General features: G+C 71.7%; 9 protein-coding genes. 4 read left to right on the top strand and 5 right to left on the bottom strand.

Features of this window, described 5'->3' with window-relative positions; all coding sequences use genetic code 11:
- Positions 1-21: 21 nt before the first annotated feature.
- Positions 22-369, bottom strand: coding sequence for a hypothetical protein (locus tag AC060L_RS14435; RefSeq protein WP_483799108.1), 348 nt, complete (start codon positions 367-369; stop codon positions 22-24).
- A 119-nt stretch (positions 370-488) separates the two neighbouring features.
- Here AC060L_RS14435 and AC060L_RS14430 point away from each other — a divergent pair, with 119 nt between their 5' ends.
- The 3 genes from AC060L_RS14430 (at position 489) to AC060L_RS14420 (ending at position 4,721) form a co-directional block, all read left to right on the top strand.
- The gene (locus AC060L_RS14430; RefSeq protein WP_483799107.1) at positions 489-1,214 is read left to right on the top strand and encodes an IclR family transcriptional regulator domain-containing protein; all 726 of its coding nucleotides are present in this window, start codon (positions 489-491) and stop codon (positions 1,212-1,214) included.
- 154 nt (positions 1,215-1,368) lie between these two features.
- Positions 1,369-4,248 (top strand): ATP-binding protein, encoded by a 2,880-nt coding sequence (locus AC060L_RS14425; RefSeq protein WP_483799106.1) that lies wholly within the window; start codon positions 1,369-1,371, stop codon positions 4,246-4,248.
- 119 nt (positions 4,249-4,367) lie between these two features.
- Positions 4,368-4,721 (top strand): hypothetical protein, encoded by a 354-nt coding sequence (locus AC060L_RS14420; RefSeq protein WP_483799105.1) that lies wholly within the window; start codon positions 4,368-4,370, stop codon positions 4,719-4,721.
- 25 nt (positions 4,722-4,746) lie between these two features.
- Here the strand turns inward: AC060L_RS14420 and AC060L_RS14415 are convergent, their stop codons facing one another.
- The 3 genes from AC060L_RS14415 to AC060L_RS14405 all read right to left on the bottom strand — a co-directional run bounded on the left by AC060L_RS14415 (position 4,747) and on the right by AC060L_RS14405 (position 8,523).
- Positions 4,747-5,745 (bottom strand): zinc-dependent alcohol dehydrogenase family protein, encoded by a 999-nt coding sequence (locus tag AC060L_RS14415; RefSeq protein WP_483799104.1) that lies wholly within the window; start codon positions 5,743-5,745, stop codon positions 4,747-4,749.
- A gap of 69 nt (positions 5,746-5,814) precedes the next feature.
- On the bottom strand, positions 5,815-6,798 hold the full coding sequence (locus tag AC060L_RS14410; RefSeq protein ID WP_483799103.1) for an aldo/keto reductase: 984 nt from the start codon (positions 6,796-6,798) through the stop codon (positions 5,815-5,817).
- Between the two features lie 66 nt (positions 6,799-6,864).
- Positions 6,865-8,523, bottom strand: coding sequence for a vanadium-dependent haloperoxidase (locus tag AC060L_RS14405; protein ID WP_483799102.1), 1,659 nt, complete (start codon positions 8,521-8,523; stop codon positions 6,865-6,867).
- A gap of 165 nt (positions 8,524-8,688) precedes the next feature.
- Between AC060L_RS14405 and AC060L_RS14400 the strand changes: the two genes are divergently transcribed.
- Positions 8,689-9,348 carry a TetR/AcrR family transcriptional regulator gene (locus AC060L_RS14400; RefSeq protein WP_483799101.1) on the top strand — a complete coding sequence of 220 codons (660 nt, stop codon included), beginning with the start codon at positions 8,689-8,691 and terminating at the stop codon, positions 9,346-9,348.
- A gap of 47 nt (positions 9,349-9,395) precedes the next feature.
- Here the strand turns inward: AC060L_RS14400 and AC060L_RS14395 are convergent, their stop codons facing one another.
- Complete coding sequence (locus AC060L_RS14395; RefSeq protein WP_483799100.1) at positions 9,396-13,151, bottom strand: hypothetical protein; 3,756 nt, start codon at positions 13,149-13,151, stop codon at positions 9,396-9,398.
- Between the last annotated feature and the right edge of the window lie 54 nt (positions 13,152-13,205).

The raw sequence follows: 13,205 nt of genomic DNA, 5'->3' as shown, positions 1-13,205 counted from the left end.
GCCGGGGTGAACGCCACCGCGTCACCGGGTGACGAGGTGTGCGGGGCGGTAGGTGACGAAGGCCGTGGTTCCGGCGGGCCGGTCGGCGGTCAGGGCCGCGGCGCTGGTGTCGCCCCAGTGCCCGGTGTCGATCCGGTGGACCACGGCGTGCAGGCCGGCGAGGACCTCGGCGGCAGTGAAGTTGCAGTGGCCCTGGCGGGCGACATAGGCCTGGCGCAGCTGCGCGCCGTCACCGGCGGCGCGGACGCGGGCCGCGAAGGCGTTCTCCTGCTCGACGGGGACCAGTTGGTCGGCGGTGGTGTGGATGTCGAGGAGCGGCGCGTCCAGGCCCTGGCCGGCGGTGGAGGTCTGCTCCATCCAGCGGGTCACGGCCGGGTCGGCCTGGTGGGCGGGGGCGGCGTGGAGGGTGGCCAGGTCTTCGTCGAGGTCGAGACACGAAAGGCGCGGCCTCGCCGGGCACGGCGGCGGTCAGATCGGCGACCAGCGGGATGACCGGGTTGCCGCCGGCTCGGGCGCGCGGACTCGACGTCCTGCGCGCCCTCGCGGCGCGGCGCGGGGCCATGAGCCTGGCCGACGCGGCGCGCGCCACCGGACTCCCCCGTGCCACCGCACGCCGGGCCCTGATCACCCTGCAGCACCTCGGCTTCCCGCGCCTGTCCCAACTGACGTTCGCCCAGATCGCCAGGCCCCATCTGGCCGCCCTCGTGGAGCAGGTCCACGAATCGGCGTCCGTCGCCGTCCTCGACGGCGACGACATCCGCTACATCGCCCGCGTCACCGCATCCCGGATCATGCGGGTCGACATCACCGTGGGCACCCGGTTCCCCGCGTACGCCACCTCGATGGGCCGGGTGCTCCTGGCGGCACTGCCCGAGCAGGAACGTCTGGATCACCTGAGCCGGGTGACCCCTCGTCGGTTCACCGCGCGCAGCAAGACCACCCTCCCGGCTCTCTCACGCGCTCTGGACACGGCGGCGAGGCAGGGCTGGGCGCTGGTCGACCAGGAGCTGGAGGAGGGGCTGTGCTCCCTCGCCGTCCCCGTCACCGACGACCTCGGACGAGTGATCGCAGCCGCCAACGTCGCCCTTCATGCCAGCCGTGGCACCGCCGAGCAGATCCGCGACGCCGTCCTCCCCCCGCTGCTGGAGGCCGCGAGCCGGATCGGGGACGACCTGGCCGTCGTCTCACGCTTCACCGGATCCCGCATCCGATGAGGTGACACAGCGCGATCGCGCGGGTGGGCCGGGCGATCGGGGCGCTGTCCGTGATGGTCCGAAGTCGCCGACCCGGCTAGCGTGGGCCTCAGGGCGTCGGGCCGGCTCATGCCGACCGCTCGGCGGCCCGGCGGGCAGCGAGAGAGAGTCACCGATGCCGGACAGTACCGCCGAGTTGTTCGTGGGGCGCCACCGGGAGCTGGCAGAGCTGCTCGGTGCGGCGCGGCGCGCGCCCGCCGTGATCCTGGTCGAGGGCGAGGCGGGGATCGGCAAGTCCCGGCTGGTCCGCGAGGCCGCCGTGCAGCTGGCCGACCGGGGCCGCCGGGTGCTGGTCGGCCACTGCCACCCCTTGCGCGAGCCGTTCCTCTTCGGCCCGGTCGCCGACGCGCTGGGGGCCGCCGGGCCCGCCCTGCCACCGCCCGAACGGATGGACCCGGCGGCCGGCGCGCTCGCCAGGCTCCTCCCCGAGCTGGCCGACCGGCTGCCGGCCGCGCCGCCGGCCGATGAGCTGCGCGGCGAGCGGCACCAGCTGGTGCGGGCCGTGCGCGAGGTACTGCGGGCGCTCGGACCGGTCGTCCTGGTGGTCGAGGACGTGCACTGGAGCGACGACGCCACCCGCGAGCTGCTGCTGTGGCTCGCCCGCGACCCGCCGCCGGAGCTGTCCCTGGTGCTCACCTACCGCGCCGAGGACCTCGCACCCGGCGCCCCCGTGCTGGGCGCCGCCTACCGCCACCCCGCCGGGGTCACCGGTGCCGAGCTGCACCTCGCCCCGCTGACCGAGACCGACGTGCACGAGCTGGTGGCCCGGATGCTCGGCGCCGAGGCCGCCACCGGCCCGCTCTGCCGGGCCCTGTACGAGCGCAGCGACGGGCTGCCGCTGGTGGTCGAGGAGGACGTCCGGGCGCTGGAGAGCCGGATCTCGCCGACCGGCGACCTCGGCGGGGAGCTGGACCGGATCCGCATCCCGCGTGCCTTCCAGGAGGCCATCGCGGCCCGGCTGGCAGCGCTGGCACCCGAGGCCACCGTCATCGTCCACGCCGCCGCCGTCCTCGCGGTACCCGCCTCGCAGGCCCTGCTGGGGCAGGTCGCCGATCTCGACGAGGATCCGGTCGAGGCCGGACTGGTCGGCGCGCTGGAGGGCTCCGTCCTGCGCGAGGTCGGCCCGGGCGAGTACGACTTCCGGCACGCGCTCGCGCAGCAGGCGGTCTACGAGGGAATCGTGGGTCCGCGCCGGCGCCGGCTGCACCTGCGGGCGATCGCCGCGCTGCGCCGGCAGTCCCCGCCCGCCCTGGTGCAGATCGCCCATCACACGCTCGCGCTCGGCGACCGGCAGGCGTGGCTGCGCGAGGCCCAGGCGGCGGCCGACCACGCCAACGCGGCAGGGGACTACGGCGTCGCCGCCGGCCTGCTCCGCGAACTGCTCGCGGAGCCCACCCTGCCCTCGGAGCAGCGCTCCGAGGCGGCCCTGGCCCTGAGCCGCTTCGCCGAGCACGCCGTGGACTTCACCGGGACGATCCCGGCGCTGCGCAGCATCGTCGCCGACCCCGGCCTGGCCACCGCCACCCGCGGCGAGATCCGGCTCGCCCTCGGACTGGTGATGGCCAGCCATGCCAACCAGGTCGCCGGCTTCGAGCAACTGGAACTCGCCGCCGAGGAGCTGGCGGAGCGGCCCGAACTGGCCTCGCGCGCCATGGCCGCCCTGGCGGTACGCAACGCCGACGTGCCGATGGCGCAGAACCTGGCCTGGATGGAGCGCGCGGAACGCGCCGTCGAGGGCAGCACCAATCAGGCCGCCCGGATCGCCGTGCAGGCGGGCAAGGTCACCGTGCTCTCGGTCGTCGGCGACCCGGCGGCCTGGGCACTACTGGACACCCTGCCCCGGCACGGCGCGGAGCCGGCGGGGCTGCGCCAGACCGCCCGGGGGCTCTACAACGCCGCCGACAGCGCCATCTGGCTCGGCCAGGACGCCCGTGCCCGCAGCCTGCTGGACGAGTCCGAGGAGCTCTCCGAGCGCTGGCACCACCCCGTGATCACGAACTGGTGCCGGATCGCCCGGCTGCGGCTGGACTGGACCGGCGGCCACTGGCGGGGCCTGGACGAGCGGATCGGCGTGTTCGCCGCCGAACTCGCCGACATGCCGACCGCCCAGGCCTACCCGCTCCTGCTCACCGGTCTGCTGGCGACCGCCCGTGGCGAATGGGCCGAGGCGCAGGAACGGCTCGAGGCCGTCGCGGCACTGGCCCGCACCCATCGGATGACCATGTGGCGCGTCGCGGCGGCAGCGGGCCTCGGCCGGGTCCACCTGGCGCGTGGCGACAGCCCGGCCGCCTGGGCCGTCGCGCTGGACGCGATCGACGCGCTGCGCCGCAAGCAGGTCTGGGTGTGGAGCGTGGGCCTGTACGCCGTCGCCGTGGACGCGGCCCTGCACTGTGACGCCCTGCACTGTGACCTGGTACCGGAGGCAGCCCGGCTGGTCGACGAGGTGGAGGCGGGCATTCGGGGCCGTGACGCACCGGCGGCGGCCGCCGAGGTCGAGCTGTGCCGGGGCCTGCTCCTGGAGGCGGCCGATCCGCCGGCTGCCCGCGCGGGCTTCGAACGGTCGCGACAGCAGTACACGGATCTCGGTCGGCCGTACATCGCGGCCTATGCCGCCGAGCTGGCCGCCCGCGCCTTCGCGGTCACCGACCGCCGGGCCGCCGCCGAGGAGCTGACCCGGACGGCGGCGGAGTTCGCCCGGCTCGGAGCCACCGCCGACCAGGCACGCTGTGAGCACGCCCTGCGCGAGCTGGGGCTCGCGCGGCCTTCCCCGGTCGGCCGCCGGGGCTACGGTGACGAGCTCTCGCCGCGCGAACTGCAGGTCGCCCGGCTGCTGACCCGTGGGGCGTCCAACCGGGAGATCGCCCAGGCGCTCTTCCTCTCGCCGCGCACCGTCGAGCACCACGTGGCGCAGGCCCTGCGCAAACTGGGGGTCTCCCGCGAGCAGGCCGCCGAGGCGAGCCGCACTACATACGGTTCCCCCATCGATCCCCGCTAGCCCACCCTCCGGTCGCGGGTGTCACGTCATTGTTCCCCGGGTACGAGCGCGTTCTGCTGGAGGTGGGAGCGACGCGGCGGCGCCGAGCGGCTGCGCCTCCCACTCACAGGAGGCCCCCGATGCTCCAGCCCCGGCCCGCCATCTACCTGCGGTGCTACCCCACCGACAGGTGGGGTATGCAGACCCATCGCCTTGCGCTCCAGGCCTACGCCGAGCGTCTCGGCCTGCCCGCCCCGACCGTCTACCTCGACAACGGCTGCTCCTCGCGGGACGCCCGCCCGGCTTTCGAGCACCTGACCCGCGCGGTGGCCGCCTGGGTGCACCAGGTGGTCCTGGTGCCCGGCCCCTGGGTCTTCGGTCTCGACCCCTCCCGCGCGGCGGCGGAGATCCTGCGGCTGGCCGCCGACGGCTGCGAGATCGTCGAGCTGCCGGCCGACCGCTGGGCCGCCCCGGCCCGCGCCCTGGCCTCCTAGGGCTTGGCCGAGCGCGTTCTGCGGCTCAACCGGCCACGGTGAGCACGATCTTGCCGACCTGCCGGTTGGACTCCAGATAGCGGTGCGCATCGACCACCCGGTCCAGTGGGAAGGTCCGGTCCACGGTCGGCCGCAGCCGGCCGTCCCGCAAGCCCGCCTTGACGAACTCCACGGCCCGGGAACGGCGTTCGGCATCCGAGGTGGTCTCGAAGACCAGGTACCCGCGCAACGTCAGACCCTTGCCGACCGCCAGCCGGGGGAACGGAGTGGGCTCGCCGCTGAGACTGCCGTACACCACGATGGTGCCGCCCGGAGCGGTGGCCGGGGCCAGGGTCGTCTCCACCCAGGGGCCGGCCACCGGGTCCAGGACCGCCCGCACGCCGGCGCCGCCGGAGATCCGCAGCACCTCCTCGACCAGGTCTTGACGCTCCGTCACGATCACGTCGGCCGCGCCGGCCTCGGTCAGCACGGCCCGCTTGGACTCGGTGCGGGTGACCGCCACCGGCACGGCGCCGAGCATCCGGGCGATCTGGATGGCCGCCAGGCCGACGCTGCTGGAGGCCGCCGGGATCAGCACCAAGTCGTCCTTGCCGATGCCGACCACCTCGACCAGTGCGCCGTAGGCCGTCAGGTACGGCATCCAGACCGCGGCGCCCAGCACCGGGTCCAGCTCGGGGGCCCGCGGTACCAGGGCCGAGACCGGCACCACGGCCCGCTCGGCGTAGACGCTGTAGTCGTTCATCGAGAAGGTCGGCAGGATGCTGACCGGGTCGCCCGCGGCGAAGGCGCCGGCGCCGTCCCCCGTCAGTTCGATGGTGCCGGCCGCCTCGTATCCCAGTCCGCTGGGCAGCGAGCGCGGTTGCTCGACGTAGCGCCCCGCACGAAAGCTCGCGTCCGCCCGGTTGAGCCCGATGGCCTCGATCCGCACGAGTGCCTCGCCCGGGCCGGGGGCGGCGGGTTCGGCCTCCTCCATGCGCAGCACTTCGGGGCCGCCGAGTTCGTGGAACCGGACGACACGAGTCATGGTGATCCTCCAACTGGGTTCATGGGACGGGGTGTTCGGTGTGGTGCTGCTGGTTCGGTTGACGGTGACTCAGCCGTTGACGAGGGCCATCATCGGCGCCGGGTAGCGCTCGCCCGCCGCGACGCCGGGCGGAAAGGCCTCGTCCAGGCTCTTCAGGTCCTCGGCGGTCAGCTCGACGTCCAGCGCGGCGATGTTCTCCGCGACCCGTTCGGGCTTGGTGGTGCCGGGGATCGGCACGGCCATCTCCGCGCTCTGCAGCACCCAGGCGAGCGCCACCTGCGCGGCGGTCGCACCGTGCCGCTCGGCGATCCGGTGGACCACGTTGACCAGCGCCCGGTTCCGCTCGAAGTTCTCGCCCTGGAAGCGCGGGGCGATCCGGCGGAAGTCGCCCTCGGCCAGGTCCTCCGGCGAGCTGATCGCACCGGTGAGGAAGCCGCGGCCGAGCGGGGCGTACGGCATCAGGCCGATGCCCAGCTCGCGCAGGGTCGGGATGACGTCGTCCTCGATGTCCCGGGTCCAGAGCGAGTACTCGGTCTGCACCGCGCTGATCGCGTGCACGGCGTGCGCCCGGCGGATGCTCTGCGCCGAGGCTTCGCACAGCCCGAGGTAACCGACCTTGCCGGCGGTGACCAGCTCGGCCATCGCGCCGACAGTCTCCTCGATCGGCACCTGCGGGTCGACCCGGTGCTGCAGGTAGAGGTCGATGTAGTCGATGCCGAGCCGCTGCAGCGAGGCGTCGACCGCGCTGCGCACGTGCTCCGGGCGGCCGTCCGGGATCCGCGGCGGGGTGTAGGGCGAGTAGGTGCCGAACTTCGTGGCGATCTGCACCCCCTCACGGCGGCCGGCCAGCGCCTTGCCGAGCAGCGCCTCGTTGGTCAGCGGCCCGTAGTGGTCGGAACTGTCCAGGAAGGTCACTCCGAGGTCCAGCGCGCGGTGAACCGTCGCGATGGACTGCTCCTCGGCGACCGTGCCGTAGCCGAAGGACATCCCCATACAGCCGAGGCCGATCGCCGAGACCTGGAGTCCCTGGCTGCCAAGAGCCCGCATGTGCATCGTGTTTCTCCCTGCGTCGTGCGTACGTGGTGCGGCCCGTCCCGTGCTGGGACGGGCCGCCCGGGATCAGATGGTGACCGTCGTCCCGTCGAACCGGGTGACGGTGAAGGTGCCGTTCTCGATGTAGGTGCGCTTCTGCTCGCGCATCATCTGCAGGGCGATCTCCTCGCCCAGCACGAACGCCTGCGCGTTGTCCGAGCGGTAGTGCACGCCGCCCATCGCCCGGCCGTGGGCCACGTTGGTGGCTAGCTTGTTCAGCTCGCCGCCGACGGTCAGTTGGTCCTTGTCGGCGCCGGTGTAGGACACCAGGGTGGTGCCGTCAGCGCTCGGCTGCACCGGGTCGGTGAGCACGAAGGACTCGTTGAACCAGGCCTTCAGCACCGTGACGCAGGCGCCGGCGACGGTGGAGTGGCCGCTCTGGTACGAGGGGCTCATCGGGGAGCCCTCGGGGAAGCCCTGCGGCAGCAGGTGGGACCCGTACTTGCTGTTGATCCGGTCGAGGATCTCGGAGTTCAGCAGCTCGTCGGGCAGCAGGCCGGTGTAGCGGCCGCGGTCCTGGTTGAGGTGGACCTCGACCCGGCCCGCGTACTCCTCGGGCCGTAGCCGCTTGTGGACGAAGAACTGCTGGAACTCGGTGTGCGTGATGGCCCGTCGGGCGACCTCCGCCAGCAGCGTGACCAGGTGCGGGGTGCCGAAGGTCGGGAAGCCCATCTGGTTGGCCGAGTGCAGGTAGGGGTTGCCCGGGTCCTGCAGCTCGGCCGGGTAGGCGGGGTCGTTCAGCAGGATGACGGCGGCCATCAGGTAGCACTGGTACAGCACGTCGAAGTGCGTGTGGTGGGACATGTCCCGGCCGGTCTGGATGTACCGGAGGTTGGTGAAGTCCCGGTTGGTGAGCCGGTTGGCGCCGTTCTGGATGGCCAGCCAGTCGTCGAAGGAGGTGCCGAAGTCCACGCCCGGCCGGACGGTGTCGCGCAGCTGCTTGATCGGCTGGCTACCGAAGTTGACGTCCCGCAGCAGGAACTGGGAGAGCAGCGGGCCGGCCAGCGCGCCCGGCAGGTCGCTGCGGAACAGCGTGCCCGGGGTGACCCGGCCGTTCTGCTTGGGCCCCTGGAAGTCCGAGTAGCCCGACAGGTCCGCCGCCGCCTGCGCGACCAGCGGGGAGTCGGCGTAGTCCGTGAACGGGACGTCCCGCAGCAGCGCCATCCAGTAGAGCTCGGCCATCTCGGAGGCACCCTCGGCACTGCCCACCCGCGGGGCCGGCGGCACGACCAGCGCGTGCGAGTCGGGTCCGAGCAGCTCGAACGAGAGCCCGCCCTGCGGACCGAGCTGCTTGCGGCCGTTGGGGAGCCCCATCGGGATCAGGTCGAAGTCGCTCGACTTGCCGCTGTCGATGGCCCGCATCATGGTGCGGTAGGCGGCCTGGTCCACCTCGCCGAGGCTGGTGTGCGGCAGGCCCTTGCCGTAGACGGTGAGGTAGGGGAACTCGCGGTCGTCCGGGTTGACCGGGTGGTCCGGGAAGCGCGCGGGGTAGGCCCGGTCGGCGGCCTGGATGCGGATGTCGCGGCCGGTCCGCGTGCGGCCGGTGCGGTCGGTGACCCCGGCCGGCGCCGCGGCGGCCTGGTTGTCGGCAGTACCGTCCGCCGAAGCGGCGGCGGGGGCCAGCCCGCCGGCGGCGAGCAGTCCGGTACCGATGACGGCCGTTCTCAGCACATCTCTGCGGTGCACGGAATTCCTCCAGTGAGCTTCTGGTGCGGGTGGACAGCCCGGCCGGCCGCTCGGCAGGCGGCGGGCGGGGACAACCCCCAACCCCATCTCCAACTCCAACGTTGGAGTTGAGCATACGCACGGGCTGATGGGCCGTCAACGCGCCCTTGGCGTTAGAGTGCGCGGATGGCATGGGACACCGAGGAGACCAAGCGGCGCCTGAAGGCGGCCGCGGTCGAGGAGTTCGCGGCGCGCGGGCTCGAGGGCACGACGATGGACCGGATCGCCCGCCGGGCCGGCGTGAACAAGGAGCGGCTCTACCACTACTTCGGCGCCAAGGAGAACCTGTTCGCCGCCGTGCTGGCGGACGAACTGGCCCGGGTCGCCGAGGCGGTGCCGGTGGAGCCGGTCAGCCGCGGCGACGTCGGGGAGTTCGCCGGACTGGTCTTCGACTACCACGCCACCCATACCCAGCTGGCAAGACTGCTGCACTGGGAGGGTCTGTCGGGCACCTCTCCGCTCCCCGACCACGACACCCGGGCCGGCCACTACCGGCTCAAGGTCGAGGCGTTCGCCGCCGCCCAGCGGGACGGGCTGGTCAGCGACGACCTGGAGCCCGGCCACCTGGTGTTCATGATCATCGCGCTGGCGGCATGGTGGTTCGCGGTCCCGCAAATGGCCCAGATGCTGACCGAGAGCGGGGCGAGCGGGACGGCGGTCGGCACGGCGGGTGAGGCCGCCGGCGAGGCCGGCGCGGATGAGCGGCTGGCCGCGAAGCGCTCTGCCGTGGTGACCGCTGCCCGCCGGCTGGCGCAGCCCTCGGGCGGGGCGCCGCAGGAGAGCTGACCCTCTCGCCCGGCCGTCGCCCCTCCGCGGCCGTCACCCCCGGCGAATCACCGACCCCGGTGTGGCATCCGCGCGCGAACGGCAGCCGGCGCACCGGGCTGAGCCGTGCCCGACAACTGCGCGGCGTCGTAGATCGATGCACCCGCGGAGAATTCGGTCAGCACGAAATCGATGCCCGCGATGATGCCGATCAGGATGGCTTGGTCAACTGGGTCGACCGGGGTGATGACACGCAGGGCCTGCGCCACCTGCGGCAGGTCCCCGCAGATGTACTCGGCCCACTTGAGTCCGGTTGCCCGGGACTTCCAGCAGGCGGTGAGGTCTACACCAAGGGTGATCATGCCCACGACGGCGGTGAGGATCGAACCGATCGGGCCGCAGTTCTTGAGGATGGGATTGGTGGCGTAATTGTTCGGGTCCACCTTTTGCTTGTAGATCGCCGCTCCCATGAAACCCAGGCCGAGGAGCCAGTTGAGCGCCGCCGTGCCGAAGGAAGCCCACCAGAAGTCGATCTGGGGGTCATTCGCATCGTGGCCGGCAACCTCCGGCCAGCAGCCGATCAAGCCGGCAGCCGCGGCTGTGAGCGAGCAGATACCCAGTGTCAGGTCTACGCCGAACGGTACTGCTCTTCCCCTTTTGTCCAGGAAGACAGAAAGGTCGGTGGCGCCGTCGATAAAGCCGCCCGCCACGCCGGCGGCGCCGCTGACAAACGACAGGGCCTTCACCACCTCCGGGCTGAGCCCGCCCTGCTGCGGGTCGTACGCCGGGTGCCATGGCGGTGCCGGCAGCGTCGGAAAGGTACCTCCGGGGAAGGGTGCCTGGTGCACTCCGTTGAGCAGTTTGTACGTCGGGGTGACCGCGAGTGCCAGGTTCAGGAAGGCCAGCTCGCCCAAGGTCAGATCCGCCTGTGATCCGTCCCCGCTCTGCGTCCGGATCCACTTGTACAGGTGGCCGACCGGGCCCAGCGACAGCTCCGTGTTCAGGATGCTGTTGAAGTTCTGGGGACTGGCGACGGTTTTGACGACCGCGAGTGTCGCGTCGAGCAAGGGTCCCAGCCCCGCCCCCGCCGTCAGGTCCTTCGGGGAGTTTCCCAGGGCGCCGTGCAGCACGTCCCCCGCGGTCCCGATCAGCTTCGTCATCGACGCCTTGGCGGTGCCGTCGGGGTCCCGCAGGTCCCCGACCACGCCGCGGACCGTCATGGCGGGGTCGGGAAACCTCGCGGTGACGCCATCGACGACCGTGGTCTTCGTCAACGCCGCCAGGAACGCCGTGACCGCGTCGTCAACGGGATCCGGACCGGCAGCGGGTGTCGTCCGCACCGCCGCGGTGGTCTGAACAGCCGCGACGGTGCCGGCACCGAGCGCCCGGTTCAGCAGCCAGGAGGATCGCGGATCGTGTCCCAGGGCGGCCGGCTTCACCGTCTGCCCGTACGGGTCGGTGAGGATGGGGATCTGGTGCGGCTGGTCACCCAGACGGCGTCCCGCATACTGTTCGGTCAACTCCGCGAGGCGTGTGTCGAAGGCCGTCAGAAGGTCCTGCGGCCGGTTCACGACCCAGTCCCTCGCCTGGGCCTCGAAGTGTCCGATGGTCGCGGCGCCGTATTCCAGCATCTGCGCGACGCCGTCCTGCAGCGCCTTCTTGGTCTCCCAGATCTCCTTGAAGTCGAACAGGGCTTTGAGCCAGTCGACGACCTTCGCGGTGGTCACGGTCAGCGTGCCGAACAGCGCCTCGACGAGGTGCACCGCTTTCGCGACCGAGTCCAGGACGAATCCGGCCAGCTCGACGGTCTTCTCCCCGATCTTGATCAAGACCCGGGTGAGTGTGGCGGGCAGGACCGCGACGACCTGGATGACCCCGTTCTTGATGCCCTGCCAGATGTCTCCGGTGAAGTTCACGAAGTCGTCCAGGACGCCGCCGTAGTCCGGACGTGAGCGAATCGCGCGCAGGTGCGCTTCGAGTTCCTCGGGACCGGCGAACTCCCGGTAGCCCACAGGCCCGTCGGACTGGCCGTTGCCGAACGCGAAGCCGTGGAGCCAGACTCCTTGGTGGAGTGTCGAGGGCACGGGCTGGCCCGATGCGATCTTGAAGACGTTGTGGATGCTCGTCACCGCATCGTCGATCGCTCCTTGGTGGTCCGCGTCCACGATCTTCGCGCCCCGGAGTGCCTTCGCGTCGAAGAGGCCGTCTTGCGACGCCAGGGAGGCCGTGCCGGAGAGGTAGTCGGCCAGGCCGGCCGCGGGCTGGAAGATCGCGCCTCGATCCAGGCCGACCGCATCGACGTGCAGGACGGCAGGCAGCAGGCTGTGTGCGGGCGTCGCAATGGCCACCACGCCCGCGAGGTTGGTGACCAGTGCCGCGTGGTGCCCAGGGCCGACCAGATGGGAGGTGCCGTCGACCTGGATCTCGGTGAGCGTCTCGGCAGAAGCCCTCACCGGCAGGTTCGGCATCGGCATGCCCCTGTGGTCGAGCACGGTCACGGTGCTGACGTAGTTGGTGGTCAGGGTGTACTTGCTGGTCAGATCGCCCGTGGCGGGCAGTCGCACCTTGTCCCGCGACCACCGCACGGAGTTGATGTCCTGGGTGTAGAAGCTGAACTGCTCGTCGGAGGTGGCCGCATCCTGCTTGACCAGTTGGCTGGGCACGGCGTCCGGGAACGGATCGAGGGCGAACGCGGCGACCTTGGGCACCAGTCCGACACAGGCCGGCACCGCGGACTCGGCGGGTGCAGCGTGTCCGGCGGGGCTCACGGGGGTGGCGCTGGCCCAGATCGGCAGGCCGTCGCCGTCCCACGCCGTCTGGTGCAGCACCTTGAGGGTGTTCTGGTCGTCCAGGCCGTAGACGTGGCTCATCCCGTTGACGTCGATCCAGGATGACGCCGTGACGAACCCCAGCGCGGACGTCACACGAGTGGTGCCGGTCTGCTCGGTCCAGCTGCAGAAGTTCCCCGCTAGGTCGAGGAAGAGCAAGCCCGCCCCCGTGAACGACCCCCGGTAAGGGGACTGGAAGCCACCGACGAGATGGGCCCCTTCCGGAGTGAGTGGGACGGTGGTTCCGTTCGCACTGTACGAGACCGCCACCAGCGCGCCGTGGAGCGTCCAGACCACCTGCGCCGACTCACTGCTCACGGAGACCAGTTCGGTCGGGGCGCCGCGGTCCGTCTTCAGCGTGATCGTCCTGCGCTGCACGAAACGGGCCGTGGGATCCGTTGTGGTCAGCACGACGACGTCGGTCGGCTGCGTCGGGTCGATACCGGTGACCACCGGATGGTGACCCTCGTAGTACACCTGCAGCTGACTCATCGGGGTCGACGGCTTCCCGCCGGCCCAGATGACCGGAGAAGGATGCCAGGAGCTGGACTTCCCGCTCTTGACCAGTTGCAGCGCGCCCGGTGAGCCGTTCGGATCCGTGAGGATCGCCCACACGGTCAGGTCGGCCGGGTGGACCACGACGACGACCTCGTCGGCCTTGATCACCTTCGCATCCGGCGGGTTCGTCACCTGGACCTGCTGCCAGCCCGTTTCGGAGGTCAGGTCGCGCTGCAGATGGGTCAGCACCCCGTCCCGGTCGACGATCAGGGCTTCTTCCTTGCCGCCCAGGAAGGGGTTGGCGAACAGAGCGGCTTTCCCGGCGAACAAGCCGACCACGTCGGCTATGGACACGGCGTCCGCAGCCACCACGTCCTCCATCAGCAGGCTGGAGACACGAATCGAGCCGGGGCCGGACTGAGCCGTGACGGCCGGGTCGTCGAGCAGGCCGGCACCGTGCGTACCGGGCTGGGGGTCGGGTTCGCTCCGCTTGTCCATGAGGTGCAGACCTACTCTCGACTCTGGTCTCTCTGGCACGGTGTGACGGGTCGC

It is taken from the genome of Kitasatospora sp. NEAU-69 (genome assembly GCF_057158765.1).
The sequence above is the reverse complement of the archived record's forward strand: the minus strand, read 5'-3'. Positions and strand labels throughout refer to the sequence as shown.

What these genes read in the sequence shown, in the direction of transcription:
- AC060L_RS14430 (WP_483799107.1), top strand. Translation starts at nt 489, where the DNA reads ATGACCGGGTTGCCGCCGGCTCGGGCGCGCGGACTCGACGTCCTGCGC.
- AC060L_RS14425 (WP_483799106.1), top strand. Translation starts at nt 1,369, where the DNA reads ATGCCGGACAGTACCGCCGAGTTGTTCGTGGGGCGCCACCGGGAGCTG.
- AC060L_RS14420 (WP_483799105.1), top strand. Translation starts at nt 4,368, where the DNA reads ATGCTCCAGCCCCGGCCCGCCATCTACCTGCGGTGCTACCCCACCGAC.
- AC060L_RS14415 (WP_483799104.1), bottom strand. Translation starts at nt 5,745, where the DNA reads ATGACTCGTGTCGTCCGGTTCCACGAACTCGGCGGCCCCGAAGTGCTG.
- AC060L_RS14410 (WP_483799103.1), bottom strand. Translation starts at nt 6,798, where the DNA reads ATGCACATGCGGGCTCTTGGCAGCCAGGGACTCCAGGTCTCGGCGATC.
- AC060L_RS14400 (WP_483799101.1), top strand. Translation starts at nt 8,689, where the DNA reads ATGGCATGGGACACCGAGGAGACCAAGCGGCGCCTGAAGGCGGCCGCG.
- AC060L_RS14395 (WP_483799100.1), bottom strand. Translation starts at nt 13,151, where the DNA reads ATGGACAAGCGGAGCGAACCCGACCCCCAGCCCGGTACGCACGGTGCC.